23 protein-coding genes are annotated in these 26137 nt (G+C 73.5%); 22 read left to right on the forward strand and 1 reads right to left on the reverse strand.

The window, feature by feature from the left end:
• Positions 1 to 29: 29 nt before the first annotated feature.
• From dop to hisF, 7 genes are all read left to right on the forward strand, one after another.
• Entirely contained in the window at positions 30 to 1643 is a 1614-nt protein-coding gene (gene dop, locus KDY119_RS08360) for a depupylase/deamidase Dop (RefSeq protein ID WP_036951050.1), read from the forward strand.
• 109 nt (positions 1644 to 1752) lie between these two features.
• The gene (locus KDY119_RS08365; protein ID WP_036950371.1) at positions 1753 to 1950 is read left to right on the forward strand and encodes a ubiquitin-like protein Pup; all 198 of its coding nucleotides are present in this window, start codon (positions 1753 to 1755) and stop codon (positions 1948 to 1950) included.
• A 7-nt stretch (positions 1951 to 1957) separates the two neighbouring features.
• Complete coding sequence (gene prcB, locus KDY119_RS08370; protein ID WP_083890846.1) at positions 1958 to 2890, forward strand: proteasome subunit beta; 933 nt, start codon at positions 1958 to 1960, stop codon at positions 2888 to 2890.
• The gene (gene prcA / locus KDY119_RS08375) at positions 2887 to 3597 is read left to right on the forward strand and encodes a proteasome subunit alpha (RefSeq protein WP_153022190.1); all 711 of its coding nucleotides are present in this window, start codon (positions 2887 to 2889) and stop codon (positions 3595 to 3597) included. Before prcB ends, prcA begins: the two co-directional genes overlap by 4 nt.
• Before the next feature lie 35 nt (positions 3598 to 3632).
• Positions 3633 to 4994 carry a Pup--protein ligase gene (gene pafA / locus KDY119_RS08380; RefSeq protein ID WP_153022191.1) on the forward strand — a complete coding sequence of 454 codons (1362 nt, stop codon included), beginning with the start codon at positions 3633 to 3635 and terminating at the stop codon, positions 4992 to 4994.
• Positions 4995 to 5073: 79 nt separating this feature from the next.
• Positions 5074 to 6108: an FKBP-type peptidyl-prolyl cis-trans isomerase gene (locus KDY119_RS08385; RefSeq protein ID WP_148284143.1), complete on the forward strand. Its 1035-nt coding sequence runs from the start codon at positions 5074 to 5076 to the stop codon at positions 6106 to 6108.
• Positions 6109 to 6148: 40 nt separating this feature from the next.
• Positions 6149 to 6919, forward strand: coding sequence for an imidazole glycerol phosphate synthase subunit HisF (gene hisF, locus KDY119_RS08390; protein ID WP_036950367.1), 771 nt, complete (start codon positions 6149 to 6151; stop codon positions 6917 to 6919).
• A gap of 7 nt (positions 6920 to 6926) precedes the next feature.
• Here hisF and KDY119_RS08395 read toward each other — a convergent pair whose 3' ends face one another.
• A complete protein-coding gene (locus tag KDY119_RS08395) occupies positions 6927 to 7562 on the reverse strand; it encodes a TIGR03085 family metal-binding protein (RefSeq protein WP_153022192.1) in 636 nt (211 codons plus the stop codon).
• A gap of 74 nt (positions 7563 to 7636) precedes the next feature.
• Here KDY119_RS08395 and KDY119_RS08400 point away from each other — a divergent pair, with 74 nt between their 5' ends.
• The 15 genes from KDY119_RS08400 (at position 7637) to pyk (ending at position 26064) form a co-directional block, all read left to right on the forward strand.
• Positions 7637 to 8257: a hypothetical protein gene (locus KDY119_RS08400; RefSeq protein WP_227994579.1), complete on the forward strand. Its 621-nt coding sequence runs from the start codon at positions 7637 to 7639 to the stop codon at positions 8255 to 8257.
• Between the two features lie 41 nt (positions 8258 to 8298).
• Positions 8299 to 9189, forward strand: coding sequence for an alpha/beta fold hydrolase (locus tag KDY119_RS08405; protein WP_083890845.1), 891 nt, complete (start codon positions 8299 to 8301; stop codon positions 9187 to 9189).
• Entirely contained in the window at positions 9186 to 10745 is a 1560-nt protein-coding gene (locus KDY119_RS08410; protein WP_194174388.1) for a carboxylesterase/lipase family protein, read from the forward strand. The genes KDY119_RS08405 and KDY119_RS08410 overlap by 4 nt, the downstream gene beginning before the upstream one ends.
• A gap of 78 nt (positions 10746 to 10823) precedes the next feature.
• A complete protein-coding gene (hisI, locus tag KDY119_RS08415) occupies positions 10824 to 11225 on the forward strand; it encodes a phosphoribosyl-AMP cyclohydrolase (RefSeq protein WP_036951034.1) in 402 nt (133 codons plus the stop codon).
• Positions 11222 to 12814 carry an anthranilate synthase component I gene (locus KDY119_RS08420; RefSeq protein ID WP_036950363.1) on the forward strand — a complete coding sequence of 531 codons (1593 nt, stop codon included), beginning with the start codon at positions 11222 to 11224 and terminating at the stop codon, positions 12812 to 12814. The genes hisI and KDY119_RS08420 overlap by 4 nt, the downstream gene beginning before the upstream one ends.
• Entirely contained in the window at positions 12811 to 13452 is a 642-nt protein-coding gene (locus KDY119_RS08425; protein WP_153022194.1) for a Trp biosynthesis-associated membrane protein, read from the forward strand. Before KDY119_RS08420 ends, KDY119_RS08425 begins: the two co-directional genes overlap by 4 nt.
• Positions 13453 to 13534: 82 nt before the next feature.
• Positions 13535 to 13792, forward strand: coding sequence for an HGxxPAAW family protein (locus tag KDY119_RS08430; RefSeq protein WP_227994580.1), 258 nt, complete (start codon positions 13535 to 13537; stop codon positions 13790 to 13792).
• Between the two features lie 91 nt (positions 13793 to 13883).
• Positions 13884 to 14249 carry a DUF2752 domain-containing protein gene (locus KDY119_RS08435; protein WP_227994581.1) on the forward strand — a complete coding sequence of 122 codons (366 nt, stop codon included), beginning with the start codon at positions 13884 to 13886 and terminating at the stop codon, positions 14247 to 14249.
• Between the two features lie 115 nt (positions 14250 to 14364).
• Positions 14365 to 15180 carry an indole-3-glycerol phosphate synthase TrpC gene (trpC, locus tag KDY119_RS08440; RefSeq protein ID WP_036950359.1) on the forward strand — a complete coding sequence of 272 codons (816 nt, stop codon included), beginning with the start codon at positions 14365 to 14367 and terminating at the stop codon, positions 15178 to 15180.
• A gap of 69 nt (positions 15181 to 15249) precedes the next feature.
• Complete coding sequence (gene trpB, locus KDY119_RS08445) at positions 15250 to 16530, forward strand: tryptophan synthase subunit beta (protein ID WP_227994635.1); 1281 nt, start codon at positions 15250 to 15252, stop codon at positions 16528 to 16530.
• On the forward strand, positions 16527 to 17411 hold the full coding sequence (gene trpA / locus KDY119_RS08450) for a tryptophan synthase subunit alpha (protein WP_153022196.1): 885 nt from the start codon (positions 16527 to 16529) through the stop codon (positions 17409 to 17411). The genes trpB and trpA overlap by 4 nt, the downstream gene beginning before the upstream one ends.
• On the forward strand, positions 17408 to 18307 hold the full coding sequence (gene lgt, locus KDY119_RS08455) for a prolipoprotein diacylglyceryl transferase (RefSeq protein WP_153022197.1): 900 nt from the start codon (positions 17408 to 17410) through the stop codon (positions 18305 to 18307). The genes trpA and lgt overlap by 4 nt, the downstream gene beginning before the upstream one ends.
• Before the next feature lie 150 nt (positions 18308 to 18457).
• The gene (gltB, locus tag KDY119_RS08460; RefSeq protein ID WP_051136617.1) at positions 18458 to 23053 is read left to right on the forward strand and encodes a glutamate synthase large subunit; all 4596 of its coding nucleotides are present in this window, start codon (positions 18458 to 18460) and stop codon (positions 23051 to 23053) included.
• Positions 23046 to 24512, forward strand: a complete 1467-nt coding sequence (locus KDY119_RS08465) for a glutamate synthase subunit beta (protein ID WP_036950351.1) — start codon at positions 23046 to 23048, stop codon at positions 24510 to 24512. The genes gltB and KDY119_RS08465 overlap by 8 nt, the downstream gene beginning before the upstream one ends.
• Before the next feature lie 115 nt (positions 24513 to 24627).
• Complete coding sequence (pyk, locus tag KDY119_RS08470) at positions 24628 to 26064, forward strand: pyruvate kinase (protein ID WP_036950350.1); 1437 nt, start codon at positions 24628 to 24630, stop codon at positions 26062 to 26064.
• Positions 26065 to 26137 lie beyond the last annotated feature (73 nt).

The following is a 26137-nucleotide window of genomic DNA, read 5'->3' on the forward strand; positions in this document are numbered from 1 at the left end:
CGGTCTCGCCTCTCTCGGTCCGCCGCGTCATGGGCATCGAGACCGAGTACGGCGTCCTGCAGCCCGGACGCCCGTACGCGAACCCGATGCTCCTGTCCTCCCAGGTCGTCACGACCTACCGGGCGCTCGCGGCCGTCGGCGGCGGTCGTGGTGCCCGTTGGGACTACGACGACGAGGACCCCCTGCACGACGCGCGGGGATTCCACCTGCGCCGGGCGTCGGCCCACCCGTCGCTGCTCACGGACGACCCGGACCGGCCGGTCGCGCCCGGACCGGTGTCGTCGAACGGCGGCGGAAGCTCGACGGAGGAGCTCGAGCGGCCCGAGGCCGAGGAGTACGACGACCCGAGCGCGGCGAACGTCATCCTCACCAACGGTGCCCGGCTGTACGTCGACCACGCGCACCCGGAGTACTCGTCGCCGGAGGTGACGGGCCCGCGCGAGGCGGTCCGGTTCGACGTCGCGGGTGAGCGGGTCATGCTCGCCGCCGCGCGGGAGCTGGCGTCGTTCCCGGGCGGGCCGGTCGCGCTGTACAAGAACAACGTCGACGGCAAGGGCGCGAGCTACGGCTGCCACGAGAACTTCCTCGTGCGCCGCGACGTCCCGTTCGCCGAGCTGGCCCAGCTCCTCATGCCGTTCCTGGTGACGCGGCAGGTCTTCGCGGGTGCGGGCCGGGTCGGCCTCGGGCAGACGGGGGCCGACGCGGGCTTCCAGCTCGCCCAGCGCTCCGACTACATCGAGGCGGAGATCGGGCTCGAGACGACCCTGCGCCGTCCCATCGTCAACACGCGGGACGAGCCCCACGCGGACCGGCAGCGGTGGCGCCGGCTCCACCTCATCATCGGCGACGCCAACCTGCTCGAGGTCGCGACGTACCTCAAGCTCGGGACGACCTCCCTCGTCCTGGGCCTGGTCGAACGACGCGAGGAGCTGCCCGCGGCACGCGCCAGGATCGCCGCGCTGCGCCTCGCGGACCCGGTCGGGGACGTCCAGCGGGTCAGCCACGACCCGTCGCTGACGGCCCGGCTCCGGCTCGCCGACGGCCGCGAGCTCACGGCGCTCGAGATCCAGCGGACGTACCTCGACGCCGTGCACGAGGCCGTGGACGCCTTCGCCGGGGCCGAGGGGCCCGACGACGAGACCCGGGCCGTCGTCGAGCGGTGGGGCCGTGTGCTGCACGGGCTCGAGCACGACCGCGCGAGCGTCGCCGGCCAGGTCGAGTGGGTCGCGAAGCTCCGCATCCTCGACGGGCTGCGGCGCCGCGACCGGCTCGACTGGGACCACCCCCGCCTCGCGGCGACCGACCTGCAGTGGTCCGACGTGCGCCCCGAGCGCGGGATCTACCACCGGCTCCTCGCGAAGGACGCGGTCGAGCGGGTCGTGACGGAGCAGGAGGTGGCGCGCGCCGTCCACCACCCGCCGGACGACACGCGCGCCTACTTCCGCGGCGAGGTCATGGCCCGTTACGGCGAGCACGTCTCGGCGGCGAGCTGGGACTCGATCATCTTCGACGTCCCCGGCGCGCCGTCGCTGCAGCGGGTGCCCATGCCCGACCCCGAGCGCGGGACCCGGCGGCACCTCGGTGACCTCCTCGAGCGCAGCGCCGACGCGTCTGCGCTGCTCGCGGGCCTGTCGGGGACGTGAGGGACGGCGTGGACAGCCCGGCCCGACCTCTTCGCACGGCCTAGGCTGGGGACGGAACGGATCACCGGGACCGCAGGCCCGAGGACCGACGAGCACGAAGGAGACGACGATGGCAGGTCGCGAGCACCAGCAGCACGTCCGCCGCGAGGACGACGTCCCGGACGACGACGCCACCCCCACCCCGCCGGCCGCAGCGCCGCAGGGTCAGGACGCGGACGTCGACGCGCTCCTCGACGACATCGACGACGTCCTCGAGTCGAACGCCGAGCAGTTCGTCCGCGGCTTCGTCCAGAAGGGCGGGCAGTAGGACGCCCATGACACCCGAGGCTGACGCGAGGCTCCCTCGCGCGTTCACGACACCCGGCTCGGCGTCGTTCGTCGAGTTCCTTGCCGCGCACGACCCCGGCCTGCTCCCCGCGGGACGGGTGCTGCCGGCCGGCGACGCGCCCGCGGCGCCGCACGGCACGACGATCGTCGCCGTGACCTACGACGGCGGCGTCGTCATGGCCGGCGACCGCCGCGCCACCGCCGGCGCCATGATCGCGAGCCGCGAGATCGAGAAGGTCTTCCCGGCGGACGAGTACGCGGCGGTCGGCATCGCCGGAAGCGCCGGCCTCGCGCTCGAGCTCGTGCGGCTGTACCAGCTCGAGCTCGAGCACTACGAGAAGATCGAGGGCTCGCTGCTCTCGCTCGACGGCAAGGCCAACCGGCTGTCGACGATGATCCGTTCCAACCTGGGGCTCGCGATGCAGGGCCTCGCGGTCGTCCCGCTGTTCGCGGGCTACGACCTCGACCGCGACGCGGGTCGGATCTTCTCCTACGACGTCACCGGCGGGCGCTACGAGGAGCACGACCACCACAGCGTCGGCTCGGGCTCGGTGTTCGCGCGCGGCGCCCTGAAGAAGCTGTGGCGCCCGGGCCTGGACGCCGCGGGTGCCGTGCACGTCGCGGTCGAAGCGTTGTACGACGCCGCCGACGACGACTCCGCGACCGGCGGCCCGGACCCGGTGCGCCGGATCTGGCCCGTCGTGGCGACCGTCGACGCCGAGGGGTACCGGCGGGTCGGGGACGACGAGCTCGCGGCGCTCGCGGCCGAGATCGTCGCTGAGCGGACCGCGGCCAACGACGCACGCCGCGGCGTGCGCCGGACGAGCGCGTCCAACCCGTCCGACGAGCCGCGCCCGGTGCCGCCCGAGGAGCTCACCGAGCGCACCCGCGGTGCCGACAGCGAGGGAGACACCCCGTGAGCATGCCGTTCTACGTCTCGCCTGAGCAGCTCATGAAGGACCGGGCGGACTACGCACGCAAGGGCATCGCCCGAGGTCGCTCCGTCGTCGTGCTGCAGTACGACGAGGGGATCGCGTTCGCGACGCAGAACCCGTCGCGCGCGCTGCACAAGATCTCGGAGATCTACGACCGGATCGCGTTCGCGGCGGTCGGCAAGTACAACGAGTTCGAGAACCTGCGGGTCGCGGGCGTGCGCTACGCGGACCTGCGCGGGTACTCCTACGATCGCTCGGACGTCACGGCGCGCGGGCTCGCGAACGCGTACGCGCAGACGCTCGGCACGGTGTTCACCACGGAGTCGAAGCCGCTCGAGGTCGAGCTCGTGGTCGCCGAGGTCGCCGACACGCCCGCGGGCGACCAGATCTACCGGCTGTCGTACGACGGGTCGGTCGCCGACGAGCACGGCGTGGTCGCGATGGGCGGGCAGGCCGAGGAGCTCGGGGCGCGCCTGCGCGAGGAGTGGCACGAGAGCATGACGCTGCCGCAGGTCCTCGCGCTCGCGACCCGCGCGCTCGCGACGAGCGGCGAGGGCACGGGCGAGGGCGCCGAGCCGCAGCAGGTTCCCGCCGCCCAGCTCGAGGCCGCGGTGCTCGAGCGGACGGCCCGCCGGCGCGCGTTCCGGCGCCTCACGACGCCCGCCCTCGACCAGCTTCTCGCGCAGCGCTAGGTCGCGAGCAGGCCTCGGGAAGACAGGAGACCCCCATGGACCGACGCATCTTCGGGCTCGAGACCGAGTACGGCGTGACGTGCGCCGCCGAGGACGGTCGCGGCCTGTCCGCGGACGAGATCGCGCGCTACCTGTTCCGCAAGGTCGTGGCGTGGGGACGGTCGTCGAACGTCTTCCTGCGCAACGGCTCGCGGCTGTACCTCGACGTCGGCTCGCACCCGGAGTACGCGACGGCGGAGTGCGACGACGTGCGCCAGCTCGTCGCCTACGACCGGGGCGGCGAGCGGATCCTCGAGGGGCTCGTCGCGGACGCGCAGCAGCGGCTCGAGCACGAGGGCCTCGCGGGCCGGATCCACCTGTTCAAGAACAACACCGACTCGGCCGGGAACTCGTACGGCTGCCACGAGAACTACCTGGTGCGCCGGCAGGGCGACTTCGCGCGCCTGTCCGACGTGCTGGTCCCGTTCCTCATCACGCGCCAGATCCTCACGGGGGCCGGCAAGGTGCTGGCCACGCCCCGCGGCGCCACGTACACCCTGTCGCAGCGCGCGGACCACATCTGGGAGGCCGTCTCGAGCGCGACCACCCGGTCCCGTCCGATCATCAACACGCGTGACGAGCCCCACGCGGACGCCGAGAGCTACCGGCGCCTGCACGTCATCGTGGGCGACTCCTCGATGGCCGAGCCGACCACGGTCCTCAAGGTCGGCGCGACGGATCTCGTGCTGCGGCTCGTCGAGGCCGGCGTCCCGATGCGCGACCTCGGGCTCGAGAACCCGATCCGCGCGATCCGGGACATCTCGCACGACGTCACGGCCAAGGTGCCGGTCCAGCTCGCGAACGGCCGGACCGCGACCGCGATCGAGCTGCAGTCGGAGTACCTGCAGCGCGTCAAGGACCACGTCGACGCGCACGTGGAGCCGACGCCCATCATCAAGCAGGTCTTCGACCTGTGGGAGCGCGGCCTGCGCGCGCTCGAGTCGGGCGACCTGTCGCTCGTGGACCGCGAGCTCGACTGGGTGATCAAGCTCAAGCTGATCCAGCGCTACCAGGCCAAGCACGACCTGGCGCTCACCGACCCCCGGATCGCGCGCCTCGACCTCGCCTACCACGACATCTCACGGACCGAGGGCCTGTACAACCTCATGGCCCAGCGAGGGCTCGTCGAGCGCGTGGTCACGGACCTGGAGGTCTTCGAGTCGACCGCGGTCCCGCCGCAGACGACGCGCGCGAAGCTGCGCGGCGACTTCGTGCGCGCCGCGCAGGAGGCACGGCGGGACTACACGGTCGACTGGGTGCACCTCAAGCTCAACGACCAGGCGCAGCGCACGGTGCTCTGCAAGGACCCGTTCCGCAACGTCGACGACCGCGTCGAGCGGCTCATCGAGTCGATGTGACGGTCGCGCGGCGCCGACGGGGCTCGCGGCGCCCGCGGGGCTCAGGTGGCACGCGGGTGGCCCGGCTACCCTGTGGCCCGTGACCCCCACCTCCACCCGACGCTCAGCCCTGCCCCGACGACGGCGCCCCGACGCTCGCGGCCAGCGCCGCGGCCGGGCGGTCGCGGCGCTGGTCCTCGTGGCCGGTCTCGTGGGTACGGTCGCCGCGTGCGGCGAGGAGGACCCGCAGGACCAGACCACCGTGACGGGGGCGACGCAGGCCGACGTCCAGGTCACGGGCAGCGCGTGGTCGCCCCCTGCTTTCGGGTACGACACCCCGCTGACCGTCACCCAGCAGCGCCTGGAGACGGTCTGGGAGGGTGTCGGCCCGAAGGTCGAGGACGGCGACGTCGTCGTGCTCGACACGTACGCCGAGGACGGGCGCACGCGCAAGGTCGTCGCCAACAGTTTCGCGGGGGAGCCGCGGGCCGTGCGGGTCGACGAGAAGACGCTCGGCACGGCGCTTTACCGCATGGTCGTGGGCCGGACGTCCGGCAGCCGGGTGCTCGACGTCGCCGAGTCGAAGGGCGTGCCGCTCGTGACGACCGTCGACGTCCTGGCGGGCCGGGCGGTCGGCGAGACCGTGGCGCAGAGCAAGGGCGAGCCGGTCGTGACACGGGCCGACGACGGCGCCCCGAGCGTGAAGATCCCGAAGGGTACGAAGGCGCCGAGCGAGCTCGCCGTGCTGCCGCTCGTCCGGGGGACAGGGCCGCAGGTCCAGGCGGGCCAGCTCGTCACCGTCCAGTACACGGGTGTCACGTGGGCGGACGGCAAGGTCTTCGACACGACGTGGGGGAGCAAGAAGCTGCCCCTGACCTTCCGGCTGGGCGTCGGGGAGGTGATCGAGGGCTGGGACCAGGGGCTGCTCGAGCTGCCGGTCGGGTCCCAGGTGATGCTCGTGGTGCCGCCCGACCTCGCGTACCAGGGCACGTCGTCGAAGCTCGCGGACCAGACCCTCGTGTTCGTGGTCGATATCCTGGACGCGCACACGCCGGGCACCGGACCTCAGGTCGGGACGAAGGCGAAGGCGGCCGAGGCCACCCCGTCCGCCACGTCGCCGAAGTCCGGCGAGTAGCCACCTCCCGGCCCGCCGGGACGACCCCGAAGGAGCCCTCGTGCCCGTCGCCGTCCGCGTGATCCCGTGCCTCGACGTCGACGCGGGGAGGGTCGTGAAGGGCGTGAACTTCGAGAACCTGCGTGACGCCGGCGACCCGGTCGAGCTGGCCGCGCGGTACGACGCGCAGGGCGCCGACGAGGTGACGTTCCTCGACGTGTCGGCGTCGTCGGGGGGCCGCGAGACGACGTACGAGGTGGTCCGCCGGGCGGCGGACCAGGTGTTCGTCCCGCTCACGGTCGGGGGCGGCGTGCGGACCGTCGAGGACGTCGACACGCTGCTCCGCGCGGGCGCCGACAAGGTCGGTGTGAACACGGCGGCGATCGCACGCCCCGAGCTGATCGCCGAGATCGCGGGCAGGTTCGGCAACCAGGTGCTCGTGCTGTCGGTCGACGCGCGCCGCGTCCAGGGCGACGTGAGCACGCCGAGCGGCTACGAGGTGACGACGCACGGCGGGCGCCGTGGCACCGGCATCGACGCGGTCGAGTGGGCCGCGCGGGCCGCCGAGCTCGGCGCGGGCGAGGTGCTGCTCAACTCGATGGACGCCGACGGCACCTACGAGGGGTTCGACCTCGAGATGCTGCGCGCGGTGCGCGCGGCCGTCGGGGTCCCGCTGATCGCGAGCGGCGGGGCCTCCACGCCGCAGGACTTCGTCGCCGCGGCACGGGCGGGCGCGGACGCGCTGCTCGCCGCGAGCGTGTTCCACTTCGGACGGCTCACGGTTGCGGACGTGAAGGACGCGCTGCGCGAGGCGGGCGTCGAGGTCCGCTGAGCCGGCGTCACCGTGCCGGTCCTGGCCGGACGTCGTCGAGCGCCACGAGGTCCGGTGCGTCGCCCGTGACGGTCACGTGGGCGTGCCGCCCCCGCCCGAAGGCGTGCAGGACGAGCTCGCCGACCTCCCCGGTGACGACGACGGTCCCCGCGTCCCGACGTGGACGTGAGACCCGACGGCGTCCGACGCCGGGGGCGACGAGCAGCACCCCGGGTGCGGCGCGGCGGTAGGAGAGCCGGCCGGCGACCCCGAGCTGGCGCCACAGGCTCGCCACCAGGTCGTCGTCGAGCGGACGGGACGGGACGTCGCCCGCGCCGCGGCGGACGTCCTCGGCGTGCACGAAGAACTCGGTGACGTTCATGAGGTCCCCGGCCCACGCGTGCGGGGAGAGGCGTGGCGGCGGGGCGGCGACCCGGGCGACGAGACCGGCGTAGACCTCGGGGTCCTGCGCACGGTCGGCGAGGTCCCGGAAGGCGGGGGAGTTGATCCGTGGGGTGCGCTGGCGGGTCAGGACGTGCGCGGCGAGGTGGCGGGCCTCCCAGCCCTCGCAGAGCGTCGGGTCGTCCGGCGAGGCGGCGCCGAGCGCGGCGGCCAGGCCGGCGCGGAGGCGGGCGTGCCGCGGCGCGTCACCGGAATCGGGCATGTCACCCATCCTGGCACGCGCCACGCCCGGCCGAGCGTCCGGATAAATACTGTGCCAAGCGATATGCTCTCACCGTGACCCCACTGGACGCGCCCGCACCGACGACCGCAGCCCTGGACGGCCTGGCCGGCCGCTACCCGCGGCCGACGGTCGACCTCGCCGAGGCCGAGTGGGTCTGGCGCGACCTCGCGTCCCGCGCGTCGCGCGTCCCGGTGCGGGACGAGGAGGTCCGCCTCGCGGTGATCGCCGGTCTGGCGCGCTGCACGGGCGCGCGCTACGGCGACCTCCTGCGGGTCACCGTCGACGACCTCGCGCTCGATCCACCCGGCGACGGCGTGGGCGGCGTCGTGCGGGTGCGGCACGGCAAGCACCGGACGGTACGCGACCACGTGCTCGACGCGGGCGCGGCCGCCGTCCTCGCCCGGTGGCTCGAGGTCCGCGAGGAGCTCTGCGCGGACCTCGAGGGATCCGTGCCCCGCGCGCTGCTGCTGACCGTGCACCACACGCACGACAACGGCGTGACGGTCTCCAAGGGCCTGCCCATCACGGCGCAGGGGCTCGTGCTCTCCTGGCGTCGCTACGTGCACCGGACCGTAGCCGAGCAGGGTGCCCGACGCCGCCCGCTCCCGACCCGGTTCGAGCAGGTCCGGCGGGCGTGGGTCGTGGCGCGCGACGAGCCCGACGGCGGCCACTAGCCTGGGTGCCAGCCGAGAGTCGGGCGACGGAGAGGTGGCGGATGACGACCGAGTCGGCGGGGGCCGGAGCCACGGCCGGGCCGCGCGAGGAGATCGTGACGGACCCGCAGGGCGTCGACGTGCACGTCTACGTGTGGGACCAGGCCGCACCGCGCGCCGTCGTCCACGTGTCGCACGGCGTCGGCGAGCACGCCGGCCGGTACGCGCACGTGGCGCGCGCGCTGCACGACGCAGGCTATGCCGTCGTCGCCGACGACCACCGCGGGCACGGCGCCACGGGCACCGGGCACCTCGGGCTGGGCGAGCTCGGGAAGGGGGCCCACCGCGCGGTGTTCGACGCGGTCGAGGCGGTCGCGCGACAGGCCCGGGCGTGGTTCGCGCCGGCACCCTTCGTGATGCTCGGCCACTCCTGGGGCTCCCTGGTGGCCCAGAAGCTCCTCGCGCGCGCCCCCGAGCTGTTCGACGGGCTCGTGCTGTCCGGGACGTCGTACGCGCTGCCGGGCGTGATCAACGGCGGCGACCTCGGCAAACGGTTCCGGGTCGAGGGCGGTACGGGCTTCGAGTGGCTGAGCCGCGACCCGGCGGTGGGCGCCGCGTTCGCCGCGGACCCGCTCACCTTCGACGTCAACACCCACAGCCCGTACACGTGGTACCAGGCGCTGCAGCTCCTCGGGAGGCCGCCGCGCCACCTGCGTCGCGACGTCTCCGTCCTCATCCAGGGCGGGGCCGAGGACACTCTCGGCGGGACGCGCGGCATGAGGCTGCTCGCCGACGCCTACCGCAACCGCAGCGGCCTGACCGACGTGTCGCTCATGGTCTACCCCGGCGCCCGGCACGAGATCTACAACGAGACGAACAAGGACGAGGTCCTCGGGGACCTCGTCGCGTGGCTGGACGCGCGGTTCGGGACGGCACGAGGCGATCGGCCGTGACGTTCCGGGTCGCGACCGAGTCGGGCGTCGTCGTCGGCGAGACCGACGGCGGCGCGCGGGTCTGGCGCGGCCTGCCGTACGCGGCGCCGCCCGTCGGGGCGGGACGCTGGCGCCGTCCCCGGCCGGTGGAGCCGTGGACGGGCACGCGGGACGCCACCCGGTTCGGCGCGGCGTGCCCGCAGCGCCGGCTCCGGGCGGGGGGCGGCGTGCCGCCCGCGTGGCCGCGGACGGAGGACTGCCTCACGCTCAACGTCTGGGCCCCGGCGGCCGACGCCGACGACCTGCGGCCCGTGGTCGTGTGGGTGCACGGGGGCGCTTTCGTGGCCGGCTCGGGCATGCTCGCGGACTTCAACGGCTCCCGGCTCGCCGTCGAGGGTGACGTCGTCGTCGTGACCCTCAACTACCGGCTCGGGGCGTTCGGCTTCCTCGACCTGTCGTCGTTCGGCACACGGGACGAGCCCTTCGACGCGAACGTCGGACTGTGGGACGTCGTCGAGGCGCTGCGCTGGCTGCGGGAGAACGTCGCCTCGTTCGGGGGCGACCCGGGGCGGGTGACGCTCGCGGGGGAGTCCGCCGGGGCGAGCGTCGTGACGGCCCTGCTCGCCGCACCCGCCGCGCGCGGGCTGTTCCACCGGGCGGTGGCGCTGAGCCCCGCACCCGCCGCCTCGTACTCGGCGGACCGGATGGCGTCGTACGCGCGACGGCTGCTCGAGCTCGTGGGCGCCGATCCCGGCGACGCCGCGTCGTGGCGCCGGATCCCGCGCGACGACCTCGTCGCGGCGGGGACGCGGCTGCTCGCCGAGGTCGACGAGCGGTACACGGGCACGATCGCCTTCGCCCCGAGCGTCGACGGCGTGCTGCTCCCCGAGTCGCCCGTCGACGCCGCGCTCGGCGGCCGGACCGCCCCCGTGCCGCTGCTGACGGGCACCATGCGCCACGAGGCGCTGCTCTTCCTCCGGGCGAGGCCGCAGATCCTCCCGGTCGCGGTGCCGCGCGTCGACCGCGTCTTCGAGCTGCTCGCCGAGCAGCGGGCCGGTGCGGTGACCGAGCGCGACCCCGACGACCGGGGAGAGGATGACGACGCCGCGCTCCAGGACGGCGTCCTCGCCGCATACCCGGGCTACCCGGAGCGTGAGGCCCTGCTCGACTTCGCGGGCGACTCCACGTTCCGGATCCCCACGATCCGGTTCGCCGAGGGGCACGGGCAGGTCGCACCCGTCTGGATGTACCGGTGCGACTTCGCGACACCGTCGGAGCGGATGGCCCGGCTCGACGCCACCCACGGCACCGAGATCCCGCTCGTGTTCGACACGCTCGACGCCCCGGTCGGGCGCCTGATCGTCCTGCTGGGCGGCAGGTCGGCGGCGCAGCGACTGGGTGCGCGCATCCGCACGCACCTCGTCGGGCTCGCGCGGGACGGGACGCCGGGCTTCGGCTGGCCCCGCTACGCACCCCCGGACCGCACGACGCTGATCCTCGACCGGGACGTGCGGATCGCGCGCGACCCGGGCGGCCCCACGCGCGAGGCGTGGGCCGCGGTCGACTTCCTGCGCTGAGCCGCGCGGTCGTGGCCCGGATCACGGTGGACGCGTTCGGGCTCGTCCGGCGCGGCGTGGCAAGATCGCTCCGTGCCCATCGGACAGCCCACCGGACCTGGTCCCGAGCCCACGCTCGCGCCCGACGTCGCCTCGCGCCTCAAGCGCGACGAGGCGGGCCTCGTCGCCGCGATCGTCCAGCAGCACGACACCGGCGAGGTGCTCATGCTCGGCTGGATGGACGACGAGGCGCTGCGCCGCACGCTCACGAGCGGGCGGGTGACGTTCTGGAGCAGGTCCCGGCGCGAGTACTGGCGCAAGGGCGACACCTCGGGCCACGCGCAGTACGTGAAGTCCGTCGCGATCGACTGCGACGGCGACGCGCTCCTCGTGCACGTCGACCAGGTCGGTGCGGCGTGCCACACGGGCGCCCGCACGTGCTTCGAGGCCGGCGGCGAGCTGCCTGTGGTCGTCGGCGCGCGCCCCGAGGGCGACCGGTGACCGCGGTGCCGGCACCGGAGGCGCCCGCGACGGCCGACGTGCCGCCCGTCTCGGTCGCCTGGGGCGAGACCTGGCCGACGGCGCAGGGGTTCCGGACGCTCGCGGCGGACCGGCGCGTCGTGCCCGTGGTCCGCAAGCTCCTCGCCGACGACGTGACCCCTGTCGGTCTCTACCGGACCCTCGCGCAGTCGCGCCCGGGGACGTTCGTGCTCGAGTCGGCGGAGGTCGACGGGTCGTGGGCTCGCTACTCGTTCGTGGGGGTGCGCTCGTGCGCGACCCTCACGGTGGCGGACGGTCGCGCGACCTGGACCGGCGACGTGCCCGTCGGTGTCCCGACGGACGGCGACGTCCTCGAGGTGCTCGACGCGACGCTCGAGGCGCTCCGCACCCCGGCCGTCGCGGGTCTGCCGCCCTTCACGGGCGGGCTCGCGGGAGCGCTCGGGTGGGACGTCGTCCGGCACTGGGAGCCGACGCTGCCCGCACTCGCGCCCGAGGAGCTGAACGTCCCCGAGCTCACGCTGCTCCTCGCGAGCGACCTGGCGGTCGTGGACCACGTGGAGGGCTCGGTCTGGCTGGTCGCGAACGCGATCAACTTCGACGACACCGACGAGCGGGTCGACTGGGCGTACGAGGACGCGGTCGCGCGGCTCGACGCGATGCAGGAGCGGCTCGGCCACCCGGACGCCGGCGCGGGGCCGCTCGTGCTCGCCGACGTCCCGGAGCCCGGGCTGCGGTTCCGGTCGACGCGCGAGGAGTTCGAGTCGTCCGTCCTGGCGGGCAAGGAGGCGATCCGCGAGGGCGAGGTGTTCCAGGTCGTCCTGTCGCAGCGCCTGGACCTCGACTGCCCGGCACCGCCGCTCGACGTGTACCGCGCCCTGCGGACCATCAACCCGAGCCCGTACATGTACTACTTCGAGCTCACCGACGCGCACGGCGCCCGGTTCGCGGTGGTGGGCTCGAGCCCGGAGACGCTGGTCAAGGTCACGGACGGCAAGGTCCTCACCTACCCGATCGCGGGCTCGCGGCCGCGCGGCGCGACACCCGAGGAAGACCTCGCGCTCGGCGAGGAGCTGCTGGAGGACCCCAAGGAGCTCGCCGAGCACATCATGCTCGTCGACCTGTCCCGCAACGACCTGGTCAAGGTGTGCGAGCCGACGTCGGTCGAGGTGGTGGAGTTCATGGCGACCAAGCGGTTCAGCCACATCATGCACCTGTGCTCGACGGTCACGGGCCAGCTGAGGGCGGGCGCGACGGCCCTCCAGACGCTGGTCGCGACGTTCCCGGCGGGCACGCTCTCGGGTGCCCCGAAGCCGCGGGCCATCGCGCTGATCGACGAGCTCGAGCCCGCCCGCCGCGGCATCTACGGCGGGACGGTCGGGTACTTCGACTTCGCCGGGAACATGGACATGGCGATCGCGATCCGCACCGCCCTGATCCGCGACGGGGTCGCGAGCGTCCAGGCCGGCGGCGGGATCGTCGCCGACTCGGTGCCCGCGCTCGAGTACGCCGAGTCGAGGAACAAGGCGGCCGCGGCAGTGCGCGCGGTCCAGGTCGCGGCCCGGCTGCGCCCGGCGGGGGAGCGGGCATGACGATCTCGCGGCGCTCCGCCGTCCTCCTGCTGCTGGTGCTCGGCGGCGTCGCGCTCCTGACGGCGATCCCCTCGTGGCTCACGACCGCCGGGTCGACGGTGCTCGAGCCGCACGTGGTCGTGAAGGTCGCGGGCACCAAGGCCGCGCCGGGCGTCGGTGCGGGGGCGCTCGTCGTCGCGGCCGCGGCGCTGGCGCTCGGCATCATCGGGCGGATCGGCCGGTACGTCGTGCTCGCGGTCGCCGCGCTGGCGGGCGTCGTCGTGGCGTTCTCGGCGCTCGGTGTGGTCCGTGACCCCACGCCCGTCGCCACGCGGGAGGCCGCCGACGCCACGGGCGTGACCCAGCTCACCGAGGGCGTGCACGTGGCGTTCTGGCCGTACGCGACCGTCGTCGTGGGGGCGCTGGTCGTCGTCCTGGCGGTCCTCGTGGCGCTCGGCTCGCGGGCCTGGCGCACGTCGACCCGGCACGAGCGTGCCGCCGCCGGCGAGCCCGCGGCGTCGGACACCGCGGCGCCCGAACCGGCTCCCGCACCGAGGCCCGCGGCCGACGACGACGCCGCGTTCGAGGACGAGCACGCGGCCTGGGACTCGCTGACCCGCGGCGAGGACCCCACCGACGACGGCGCCGAGCGGCGCTGAACCGACCCTCACGACCGTGTCCACGGCTCTCCGCGCGCCCGCGCGTACTACCCTGCTGTCATCACCCCGGAAAGGCACCCACATGGCTGACAACACCCCCGCGACGGCCCGGACGTCCGCGAGCAACTACCTGCCGCCGGCGTCCCCGCCCGCCAACGAGGGCAACACCCGGGCCGCCTGGACCGCGATGATCATCGTCATGTTCGGCGCGGTCGTGGGCGGCGTGGGCTTCGTGATCCCGTCCATCCCGGTCGTGATCGCGGGCGTCGTCGTCATCGCCGCCGGCCTCGTCGTCGGTGCCGTGCTCCGGAAGGCCGGTCACGGTCAGCCCGTCGGCTGAGGCCGCGTCGACCGTCCGGACGCCCGCCCGGGCGTCGTCGGACGGCCCGTCCGAGCCCTCGGGTGCCCTGCGGCGCCTGAGGGCTCCGTTCGTGACGGCGGGGGTCATGGGTGTCGCGACCGCGTGGGTGGGGGTCGTCGACCCGAACCACCCCGGCCGGTACCCGGTGTGCCCGCTGTACGTCCTGACCGGCGTGTACTGCCCCTTGTGCGGCGGGCTGCGCGCGACGCACGGCCTGGCGCACCTGGACCTGGCCGACGCCTGGTCGCACAACCCGGTGTGGACGGTCGCCGCGCCGCTCCTCGTGCTCGCGTGGGCGGACTGGGCCTGGCGCCGCTGGCGGGGGCGGCCCGCTCGCCGGGTGCCACGGGCCGCCGTCGTGGCGGTCGTCGTCGTCCTGCTGGCCTTCACCGTGGCCCGGAACGTGCCCGCCTGGAGCCCCTGGCTCGCGCCCTGAGCGTCTCGCACCGTGACGCGGTGGCTCGGGCGCCCGCCCGGCGGCCCTACGATGGCTCGTATCGCACCGGTCGTGTCACGAGGGGCCGGAGCGCGCCGACGAGGGGAGTGGGACGGTGGCCACGGTTCTGGACGACATCATCGCGGGCGTGCGGGTGGACCTCGCCGCACGCGAGGCGGCGACGCCCCTGGCGGAGCTCAAGGAGCGTGCCGCCCGGGTGCCGAGCGCGCTGGAGTGCGTGGGCCGCCTCAAGCTCGAGGACGCGGTCGCCGTGATCGCCGAGGTCAAGCGCTCGAGCCCCTCGAAGGGTGCGCTCGCCAACATCGCGGACCCGGCCGCGCTCGCGCTCGAGTACGAGCACGGCGGCGCCGCCGCGATCTCGGTGCTCACCGAGCAGCGCCGGTTCCACGGGTCGCTTGCCGACCTGGATGCCGTGCGCGCCAAGGTCGACGTGCCGGTGCTCCGCAAGGACTTCGTCGTGACGCCCTACCAGGTGTGGGAGGCGCGCGCCCACGGCGCCGACCTCGTCCTGCTGATCGTCGCGGCGCTCGAGCAGACCGTCCTGGAGTCCCTGGTCGAGCGGGTGCACTCGCTCGGCATGACGGCGCTCGTCGAGGTGCACTCCGCGGAGGAGGTCTCGCGTGCCCTGGACGCCGGCGCGCGCGTGGTGGGCGTCAACGCCCGCGACCTCAAGACCCTCGAGGTCGACCGGTCGACCTTCGCGCGCGTCGCGCCCGCGATCCCGGACGACGTCGTGCGCGTGGCCGAGTCCGGCGTCCGGGGCCCGCACGACGTCGTCGACTACGCCCGCTCGGGCGCGGACGTCGTGCTGGTCGGCGAGGCGCTCGTGACCGACGACGCCCCGCGCGACTCGGTCGCCGACCTCGTCGCCGCGGGCGCGCACCCCTCGCTGCGGGCGGTGCGGCACTGACCTGGGCGCCGCCCCCTCAGCCATTCCCGTAGTCCCCGCGAGCCGTTGGAGGTCTTTCTCGTGCCGGAGCTGTCGCACGTGCCGGGCGAACCGCTGCACAACCCGTTGCTGGCCACCCAGCCGGGCCCGTACTTCGGCGTCTTCGGGGGCCGGTACGTCCCCGAGGCGCTCATCGCCGCCCTCGACGAGCTGGACGCGGAGTACCGCAAGGCCGTCGAGGACCCCGAGTTCGTCGACGAGCTGAAGCGGCTGCTGCGCGACTACGTCGGCCGGCCGAGCCCGTTGACGGAGGCTCCGCGGTTCGCGGCGGAGGCCGGGGGCGAGGGGTCGGGCGTGCGGGTCTTCCTCAAGCGCGAGGACCTCAACCACACGGGCTCGCACAAGATCAACAACGTCCTGGGCCAGGCGCTCCTGGTCAAGCGGATGGGCAAGACGCGGGTCATCGCCGAGACGGGCGCGGGCCAGCACGGCGTCGCCACCGCGACCGCGGCGGCCCTGATGGACCTCGAGTGCACCATCTACATGGGCGAGGAGGACACGCAGCGCCAGGCGCTCAACGTCGCCCGCATGCGGCTCCTCGGCGCCGAGGTCGTCCCGGTCACGCTCGGCACGCGGACCCTCAAGGACGCGATCAACGAGGCGCTGCGCGACTGGGTGACGAACGTCGAGACGACGCACTACCTGCTGGGGACCGTCACCGGGCCGCACCCCTTCCCCGAGATGGTGCGTGAGTTCCACAAGGTCATCGGTGAGGAGGCGCGCGAGCAGATCCTCGAGCGGACGGGCGCGCTGCCGGACGTGGTGGCGGCGTGCGTGGGCGGCGGGTCCAACGCGATGGGCATCTTCAACGCGTTCCTCGACGACCCGTCGGTGCAGCTGTTCGGATTCGAGGCCGGGGGCGAGGGCATCGCGTCCGGTCGGCACGCGGCGCGCTTCTCGGGTGGGCAGCCGGGTGTCCTGCACGGCGCGCGCACCTACGTGCTCCAGGACGAGGACGGCCAGACCCGACCCAGCCACTCCGTCTCCGCGGGTCTCGACTACCCGAGCGTCGGCCCCGCGCACGCGTGGCTGCACGACCTGGGCCGCGCCACCTACGAGCCCGTGACCGACGACGAGGCGATGGACGCGTTCGCGCTGCTGTGCCGCACGGAGGGCATCATCCCGGCGATCGAGTCCGCGCACGCCCTGGCGGGCGCGCTGCGGGTCGGCCGCGCAGCAGCAGACCGCGGGGAGAGCCCGACGATCCTCGTGAACCTCTCGGGCCGAGGCGACAAGGACGTGGCGACCGCCGCCCGCTGGTTCGGGCTGCTCGGGGACGACGCCGACGACGTGAACGAGGGAGACCAGTGACCAGCCCCGCCGCACCCGCGACCGATCCAGCTCCCGCCCGCGGTGGCGGACGGGTCGACGTCACGCCGTCCCGGACGGCGGAGCTCCTCCGCCAGGTGCGCGACGAGGGCCGTCCGGCCCTGATCGCGTACCTCCCGACGGGGTTCCCGACGGTCGACCGGTCGGTCGAGGCCGTGCGCACGCTCGTGGAGCACGGCGCCGACGTCGTCGAGATCGGCATCCCGTACACCGACCCGGTGATGGACGGCACGACCGTGCAGCGTGCCGTCGAGCTGGCGCTCGAGTCCGGCACGCGGGTCCGGGACGCCTTCCGGCTCGTGCGCGCCGTGTCCGACGCGGGCGCCGTGCCGCTCGTCATGACCTACTGGAACCCCGTGCTGGCCTACGGCGTCGACGCCTTCGCGCGCGACCTCGCCGAGGCGGGCGGAGCCGGCCTCATCACCCCGGACCTCATCCCCGACGAGGCCTCCGAGTGGATCGAGGCCTCCGACCGGCACGGCCTCGACCGCGTCTTCCTCGTGGCCCCGAGCTCGACGGCCGAGCGGCTGCAGCTCACCGCGCGAGCGAGCCGAGGGTTCGTCTACGCCGCGTCGACCATGGGCGTCACGGGGGAGCGGGCCACGGTCGGCGACCGGGCCGAGGAGCTCGTGGCCCGGACGCGGGAGCGGGGCGCCGAGCTCGTCTGCGTCGGCCTCGGTGTCTCCACGGGAGACCAGGCCGCGCAGGTCGGTCGCTTCGCCGACGGCGTCATCGTGGGCTCGGCGTTCGTGCGGCCCCTCCTCGCGGACGGCCCGTGGTCCGAGCGCCTCGCCGCGCTGGGCGCCGTCGTCGACGACCTCGCCGCCGGGGTGCGCCGCGCCCGCGAAGGCGCGTCCGCATGAGCGCCGCCCAGGTCGCCGCGGCCGCGCACGCCGCCCATGGCAGCGTCGTCGCGTCGATCCCCAGCCCGTCCCAGGGCGTCTGGCACCTGGGTTTCGTGCCGATCCGCGCGTACGCGTTCGCGATCCTCGCCGGCATCGTGGTGGCCGTGCTGGTGTGCCGGCGCCGATGGGTGGAGCGCGGCGGCAACGCCGACGACGTCCTCGAGATCGCGCTCTGGGCGGTGCCGTTCGGCATCGTCGGAGGCCGCCTCTACCACGTCATCACGACGCCCGAGCCCTACTGGGGCAAGGGCGGCGACCCGGTCAAGGCGCTGTTCATCTGGGACGGCGGCCTCGGGATCTGGGGCGCCGTGGCGCTCGGTGGCGTCGGCGCCTGGATCGGTTGTCGACGGCTGAAGGTGAGCTTCCCGGGCTTCGCGGACGCCCTCGCCCCCGGGCTCCTGTTCGCCCAGGCGATCGGCCGGATCGGGAACTACTTCAACCAGGAGCTGTTCGGCCGCCCCACCGACCTGCCCTGGGGCCTCGAGATCGACCCCGACCACCGACCGCTCGGGTACGAGCAGTACCAGACCTTCCACCCCACGTTCCTCTACGAGCTCCTGTGGAACACCGCGGGCGGCTTCTTCCTGATCTGGCTCGACCGCAGGTTCAAGCTCGGTCATGGTCGGGTATTCTGGCTGTACGTGATGATCTACACCACGGGACGTGTGTGGATCGAGGCTCTCCGGATCGACGACGCCGAACACATCCTCGGGCTCCGGTTGAACATCTGGACCTCGATCGTCGTGTGGGTCGGAGCGCTAGTTGCGTTTATCGTTGTCGGGCGCCGCCACCAAGGGCGCGAGAAGACAGTGGAGCTCGCCGCGAAGGAGCCCGAGCACACGGACGCGGCCTGATCCCACCGGATCAGCGCGATCCGTCCCCCGGGACGCACCGGTCCGACCGGTGGCCTCCCCACCCAACGGGCCGACGCCGTCCCGTCCCCCCAGCAGATCGAGGGCACCCGGCGTCCGCGTCGGGTGCGTGTGAGGACCGACCAGATGACGATGCCGCCGAACGCCGGGCAGCCCCGCCCGGGCCGCTCCGCCGCCCCCACGGCCCGTGGCCTGTACGACCCCGCCGCCGAGCACGACGCCTGCGGCGTCGCGTTCGTCGCGACGCTGCGCGGCACGCCCGGACGCGACATCGTCGACGCCGGCCTGACCGCGCTGCTCAACCTCGACCACCGCGGCGCCGTGGGCGCCGAGGAGAACTCGGGCGACGGCGCCGGCATCCTGACCCAGATCCCCGACGCGTTCGTGCGCGACGTGGTCGCGGCCGAGCTGCCGCCTGCCGGCTACTACGCGATCGGCACCGCGTTCCTCCCGGTGGGGGACGAGGACGCGACCGCCCGTCGTTTCGAGGAGATCGCGGCCGAGGAGAAGCTCGACGTCCTCGCGTGGCGCGACGTGCCCGTGACGGCCGACCTCGTCGGCCCCACGGCTCGCGCCTCCATGCCGACCTTCCGCCAGGTGGTGCTCGCCGACCCGTCGCGCGAGCTCGCCGGCGTGGCGCTGGACCGCCGTGCCTACCGCGCCCGCAAGCGTGCCGAGAACGAGCTCGGCCTGTACTTCGCGTCGCTGTCGGCGCGCACCATCACGTACAAGGGCATGCTCACGACGGCGCAGCTCGAGCCGTTCTTCCCGGACCTGTCCGACCCGCGGTACGCGAGCGAGATCGCGCTCGTGCACTCGCGGTTCTCGACCAACACGTTCCCGTCGTGGCCGCTCGCCCAGCCGTTCCGCCAGATCGCGCACAACGGCGAGATCAACACGGTGCGCGGCAACCGGAACTGGATGGCCGCGCGCGAGGGGACGCTCGCGAGCGAGGCGCTCGGCGACCTCGCGCCGCTCCTGCCCGTGTGCTCCGAGGGCTCGAGCGACTCCGCGAGCTTCGACGAGGTGCTCGAGCTCCTGCACCTGTCGGGCCGCTCGCTGCCCCACGCCGTGCTGATGATGATCCCCGAGGCCTGGGAGAACAACGCCGACCTCGACCCCGACCTGCGGTCGTTCTACGAGTACCACGCGACGCTCATGGAGCCGTGGGACGGGCCCGCCTGCCTGACGTTCACCGACGGCACGCTGATCGGTGCCGTCCTGGACCGCAACGGCTTGCGCCCGGGGCGCTACTGGGTCACCGAGGACGGCCTCGTCGTGCTCGCGTCCGAGGCGGGCGTCCTCGACCTCGACCCGTCGACCATCGTGCGCAAGGGCCGCCTCGAACCGGGCCGCATGTTCCTCGTGGACACCCGCCAGGGCCGCATCGTCGAGGACGAGGAGGTCAAGGCGCAGCTTTCCGCGCAGCGTCCGTACCAGCAGTGGGTCGCCGAGAACTCGGTCTACCTCAAGGACCTGCCGGAGCGTGAGCACGTCGCGCACAGCCCGGCGTCGGTGCAGCGCCGCCAGCGGACCTTCGGCTACACGCAGGAGGAGCTCAAGATCATCCTGACGCCGATGGGGGAGAACGGCGCCGAGCCGCTCGGAGCCATGGGCTCCGACACCCCCATCGCGGTGCTGTCGCAGCGGCCGCGCCTGATCTTCGACTACTTCACGCAGATGTTCGCGCAGGTCACCAACCCGCCGCTCGACGCGATCCGCGAGGAGCTCGTCACCTCCATCGCCGGCGCGATCGGCCCCGAGCCGAACCTGCTCGTCGACACGCCGCTGCACGCGCGCAAGCTCGTGCTGCCGTTCCCGGTGCTCGACAACGACCAGCTCGCCAAGATCATCCGCGTCGACCGCGACCCGGCGCTCGAGGGGATCTTCCGGGCCGTCACCGTGCGGGGCCTGTACAAGGTCGCCGACGGCGGCGCAGGCCTCCTCACGCGCCTCGAGGAGATCTTCGCCGAGGTGGACGCGCACGTGGCCGCCGGTGCGAGCTTCATCGTGCTGTCCGACCGTGACTCGACCCAGGAGCTCGCGCCCATCCCGTCGCTGCTGCTGTCGAGCGCGGTGCACCACCACCTGCTGCGCCGCCACACGCGGACCCAGGTCTCGCTCGTCGTCGAGGCCGGGGACGTGCGCGAGGTGCACCACGTCGCGCTCCTCATCGGCTTCGGGGCGGCCGCGGTCAACCCGTACCTGGCCATGGAGACGGTCGAGGACCTCGCGCGACGGGGCTACCTCGCGGCCTCGCCCGAGAAGGCGGTCGCCAACCTCATCAAGGGGCTCGGCAAGGGTGTGCTCAAGGTCATGAGCAAGATGGGCATCTCGACGATCTCGTCCTACCGCGGAGCGCAGGTCTTCGAGGCGCTCGGGCTCTCGCACGAGCTCGTCGACGACTACTTCACCGGGACGACCACCCGGCTCGGCGGCGTCGGCCTCGACGTGCTCGCCGCGGAGGTCGCCGCCCGGCACGCCGAGGCGTACCCGGCGTCGGGCAACCACCAGCCGCACCAGAGCCTGGTCACGGGCGGCGAGTACCAGTGGCGCCGCGACGGCGAGGAGCACCTCTTCGACCCCGAGACGGTCTTCCGCCTCCAGCACGCCACCCGCTCGCGCCGCTTCGACATCTTCCGTCAGTACACGGGCCGGGTGAACGAGCAGTCGCAGCGCCTCATGACGCTGCGCGGCCTGCTCGAGTTCGCGCCCACGCGTCAGCCCGTCCCGCTCGACGAGGTCGAGCCGGTCAGCGAGATCGTCAAGCGGTTCAACACCGGCGCCATGTCCTACGGGTCTATCTCCGCCGAGGCCCACGAGACCCTGGCGATCGCGATGAACCGGCTCGGCGGCCGCTCGAACACCGGCGAGGGCGGCGAGGACCCGGAGCGCCTCTACGACCCGGAGCGTCGCTCGCGCGTCAAGCAGATCGCCTCGGGCCGGTTCGGTGTCACCTCCGAGTACCTCACCCACGCCGACGACATCCAGATCAAGCTCGCCCAGGGCGCCAAGCCGGGCGAGGGCGGTCAGCTGCCCGGACACAAGGTGTACCCGTGGGTTGCGAAGACCCGGCACTCGACGCCCGGCGTCGGGCTGATCTCGCCGCCGCCCCACCACGACATCTACTCGATCGAGGACCTCGCGCAGCTCATCCACGACGCCAAGAACGCGAACCCGTCGGCTCGTGTCCACGTCAAGCTCGTCTCCGAGTTCGGCGTCGGGACGGTCGCTGCGGGCGTGTCCAAGGCGCACGCGGACGTCGTCCTGATCTCCGGGCACGACGGCGGCACGGGTGCGAGCCCGCTGACCTCGCTCAAGCACGCGGGCACCCCGTGGGAGATCGGCCTCGCCGAGACCCAGCAGACCCTCGTGCTCAACGACCTGCGCGACCGGATCGTCGTCCAGGTCGACGGGCAGATGAAGACCGGGCGCGACGTCGTCGTGGCGGCGCTGCTCGGTGCCGAGGAATTCGGCTTCGCGACCGCCCCGATGGTCGTGTCGGGCTGCGTCATGATGCGTGTCTGCCACCTCGACACCTGTCCTGTCGGCGTCGCGACGCAGAATCCTGAGCTGCGCGCCCGGTTCACGGGCAAGCCCGAGTTCGTCGTGAACTTCTTCGAGTTCATCGCCGAGGAGGTCCGGGAGATCCTCGCGGAGCTCGGCTACCGGACGATCGAGGAGGCCGTCGGCGACGTCGCGGCGCTCGACACCCGCAAGGCTGTCGACCACTGGAAGGCCGCGGGCCTCGACCTCGCGCCCGTCCTCGAGGTGCCCGAGCCCCTGCCGGGCTCGGCGCTGCACCAGGTCAGGACGCAGGACCACGGCCTCGCCAAGGCGCTCGACAACGAGCTGATCGCCCTCGCCGGCCCGGCGCTCGACCGGAAGGAGCCGGTGCGCGCGGCACTGCCGGTGCGCAACGTCAACCGCACCGTCGGGACGATGCTCGGCCACGAGGTCACGAAGCGGTACGGCGGTGCCGGCCTGCCGGACGACACGATCGACGTGACGCTCACGGGCTCCGCGGGCCAGTCCTTCGGTGCGTTCCTGCCGCGCGGCGTCACGCTGCGGCTGTTCGGCGACGCGAACGACTACGTCGGCAAGGGCCTGTCGGGCGGCCGCATCGTGGTGCGTCAGGACCGCGCGGCCGTGCTGACGGGCCAGGCGAACGTCGTGGCCGGGAACGTCATCGGCTACGGCGCGACGTCGGGCGAGATCTTCCTGCGCGGTGTCGTCGGCGAACGGTTCGGCGTCCGGAACTCGGGCGCGACGCTCGTCGTCGAAGGCGTGGGGGACCACGGCTGCGAGTACATGACGGGGGGCACCGTCCTGGTGCTCGGCCGGACGGGCCGCAACTTCGGTGCGGGCATGTCGGGCGGGTCCGCCTACGTGCTGGACCTGCGCGAGCCCGCCCTCAACCAGGCGTCGCTGGCCGCCGGGGAGCTCACCCTCTCGACCCTGGCCGACGACGCGCCGGACACCGCCGAGGATGCCGAGCTCGTCGTCGGGCTGGTCCGCCGGCACCACGAGGAGACGGGCTCGCCCGTCGCGGCCGAGCTCCTCGAGGAGCTGGCCGCGGACCGGGCGGCGACGCTCGCGCGGATCACCCGCATCGTTCCGACCGACTACGCCCGCATGCGCCGCGCGCTCGCCGAGGCCGAGGCCCAGGGCCTCGACCTGGCCGCGCCGGGCGAGTGGGAGCACATCCTGGAGGTGGCTCGTGGCTGATATCCGAGGGTTCCTGAAGGTCCGCGAGCGCGAGCTCCCCCCGAACCGCCCCGTGGAGGTCCGCCTCCGCGACTGGAAGGACGTGCACGCGCACCTCGAGGACGGCCAGCCCTTCCTCAAGGAGCAGGCGGGCCGCTGCATGGACTGCGGCGTGCCGTTCTGCCACCAGGGCTGTCCGCTCGGGAACCTCATCCCCGAGTGGAACGACCTGGTCTGGCGCGGCCAGTGGCGGGACGCGATCGACCGCCTTCACGCGACCAACAACTTCCCCGAGTTCACCGGCCGGGTCTGTCCCGCGCCGTGCGAGTCGTCGTGCGTGCTGGGCATCAACCAGCCCGCCGTGACCATCAAGAACGTCGAGGTCTCGATCATCGACGAGGCGTTCGCGCGCGGCTACGTCACCCCGCAGGTGCCGCAGCGCCTCACGGGATCGACGGTCGCCGTCGTCGGCTCGGGACCCGCCGGCCTCGCCGCGGCGCAGCAGCTCACGCGCGCCGGGCACACCGTCGCGGTCTACGAGCGCGACGACGCCGTGGGTGGGCTCCTGCGCTACGGCATCCCGGACTTCAAGCTCGAGAAGAAGCACGTGGACCGTCGGGTCGCGCAGATGGAGGCCGAGGGGACGCGCTTCCGCACGAGCCGCGAGATCGGCCGCGACATCACGTGGGACGAGTTGCGCCGCCGCTTCGACGCCGTCGTGGTCGCGACGGGCGCGACCGTGCCGCGGGACCTGCCACTGCCGGGTCGCGAGCTCGACGGGATCCACTTCGCGATGGACTTCCTGCACCCGGCGAACGCCGTGGCCGCGGGCAAGGACGTGGTCGACCAGATCACCGCCGAGGGCAAGCACGTCGTCGTCATCGGCGGCGGCGACACCGGCTCGGACTGCGTGGGCACGGCGCTGCGCCAGGGCGCGGCGTCCGTCACCACGCTCGCCATCGGCAAGAAGCCGCCGCTCGAGCGACCCGCGAGCCAGCCGTGGCCGACCGACCCGATCCTCTTCGAGGTGTCGAGCTCGCACGAGGAGGGCGGCGAGCGCGACTACCTCGCGTCGACCGTCGAGTTCGTCGGCGACGAGCAGGGTCGGGTCCGTGCGCTCAAGGTCGCGACGACCGCGTATCTCCCGGACGGGCGGCGCGTCCCCACCGAGGGCACGGAGCGCGAGATCCCCGCGGACCTCGTCCTCGTCGCGATGGGCTTCACCGGCCCGGAGACCGACACCGTCACCGAGCAGGGCGGCGTCGAGCTCACGAAGCGCGGGCTCGTGGGCCGCACCGCGAAGTACGCGACCAACGTCCCGGGCGTGTTCGTCGCGGGCGACGCCGGTCGCGGCCAGTCCCTCATCGTGTGGGCCATCGCGGAGGGCCGGGCCGCGGCGGCCGCGGTCGACGCGTACCTGCAGGGGGACACCGAGCTCCCCGCGCCCGTCGCCGCGAGCACGGCGGCCCTGCGAGCCTGACGGGCCGGGAACGAACCACGGTGCGGGCGTCCGCCTGTCGGCGGACGTCCGTGCCTCCCGGGTGCGGCGCCGCTGGGCGCCGTACCGACGAAGTATCGACAAGTAGGCTGGAGCCATGCGCAGAGCAAAGATCGTTGCCACCATCGGACCTGCGACCGAGTCCCCGGAGATGCTCCGGCAGCTCGTCGACGCGGGCCTGGACGTCGCCCGGATCAACCGGAGCCACGGCAGCCAGGAAGCGCACGAGGCCGTCTACCACGGGGTCCGCGAGGCCGCGAAGGCGTCCGGGCGCAACGTCGCCGTGCTCGTCGACCTGCAGGGCCCGAAGATCCGCCTCGGCGCTTTCAAGGACGGCATCAAGCCGTACCTGAACGAGGGCGACACGTTCGTCATCACGACGGACGACGTCGAGGGCACCGCCGAGCGCGTCTCGACCACCTTCAAGGGCCTCACGGGCGACGCTCGCGTCGGCGACCCGCTCCTCATCGACGACGGCAAGGTCCAGGTGCGGGTCACCGCGGTCGAGGGCAACGACGTCGTCACGCGCGTCGAGGTCCCCGGGCAGGTCTCGAACCACAAGGGCATCAACCTGCCGGGCGTCGCCGTGTCCGTGCCGGCGATGTCGGAGAAGGACACGGAGGACCTGCGCTGGGCGCTGCGCCTCGGTGCCGACCTGATCGCGCTGTCGTTCGTCCGCAACGCCAAGGACTACGACGACGTCCGCACGATCATGGACGAGGAGGGCCGCGTCGTCCCGGTCATCGCCAAGATCGAGAAGCCGCAGGCCATCGAGAACCTCACCGAGATCGTCGACGCGTTCGACGGCATCATGGTCGCCCGCGGCGACCTGGCCGTCGAGGTCCCGCTCGAGCAGGTCCCGATCATGCAGAAGCGTGCCGTCGAGCTCGCGAGGCGCAATGCTAAGCCCGTCATCGTCGCGACCCAGGTCCTGGAGTCGATGACGAACAACCCGCGTCCGACGCGCGCCGAGGCCTCGGACTGCGCGAACGCGGTGCTCGACGGCGCCGACGCGGTCATGCTCTCGGGTGAGACGAGCGTGGGCGAGTACCCGATCGAGACGGTCCGCACGATGGGCCGGATCATCGAGGCGACCGAGGAGCTCGGCCGGGAGCGCATCGCGCCGCTCGGCTCGACCCCCGGCACGCGCGGTGGCGCCATCACGCGCGCGGCAGCCGAGATCGGCGAGACGCTCAGCGTGAAGTACCTCGTGACGTTCACGCAGTCGGGCGACTCGGCCCGGCGCATGTCGCGTTTGCGGTCGCAGATCCCGCTGCTCGCGTTCACGCCCGACGAGCACGTGCGCGCGGTGCTCGCGCTGACGTGGGGCGTCCAGGCGTACCAGGTGCCGCCGGTCGACTCGACCGACGCGATGGTCTCGCAGGTCGACCAGACGCTGCAGGCCAACGGCCTGGCCGAGAAGAACGACCTCGTGGTCGTGGTCTCGGGTGCGCCGATCGGCGTCTCCGGCACGACGAACTCGATCCTCGTGCACAAGATCGGCGACGAGACGGACAACGCCCGCAAGGCCTGATCCGAGGCCGACCCGGCTCGACGCACGACGGCCCGGGACCCCCGACGCGAGGGGGTCCCGGGCCGTCGTCGTG

The organism is Luteimicrobium xylanilyticum (genome assembly GCF_009429125.1).
GTDB lineage: Bacteria > Actinomycetota > Actinomycetes > Actinomycetales > Cellulomonadaceae > Luteimicrobium > Luteimicrobium xylanilyticum.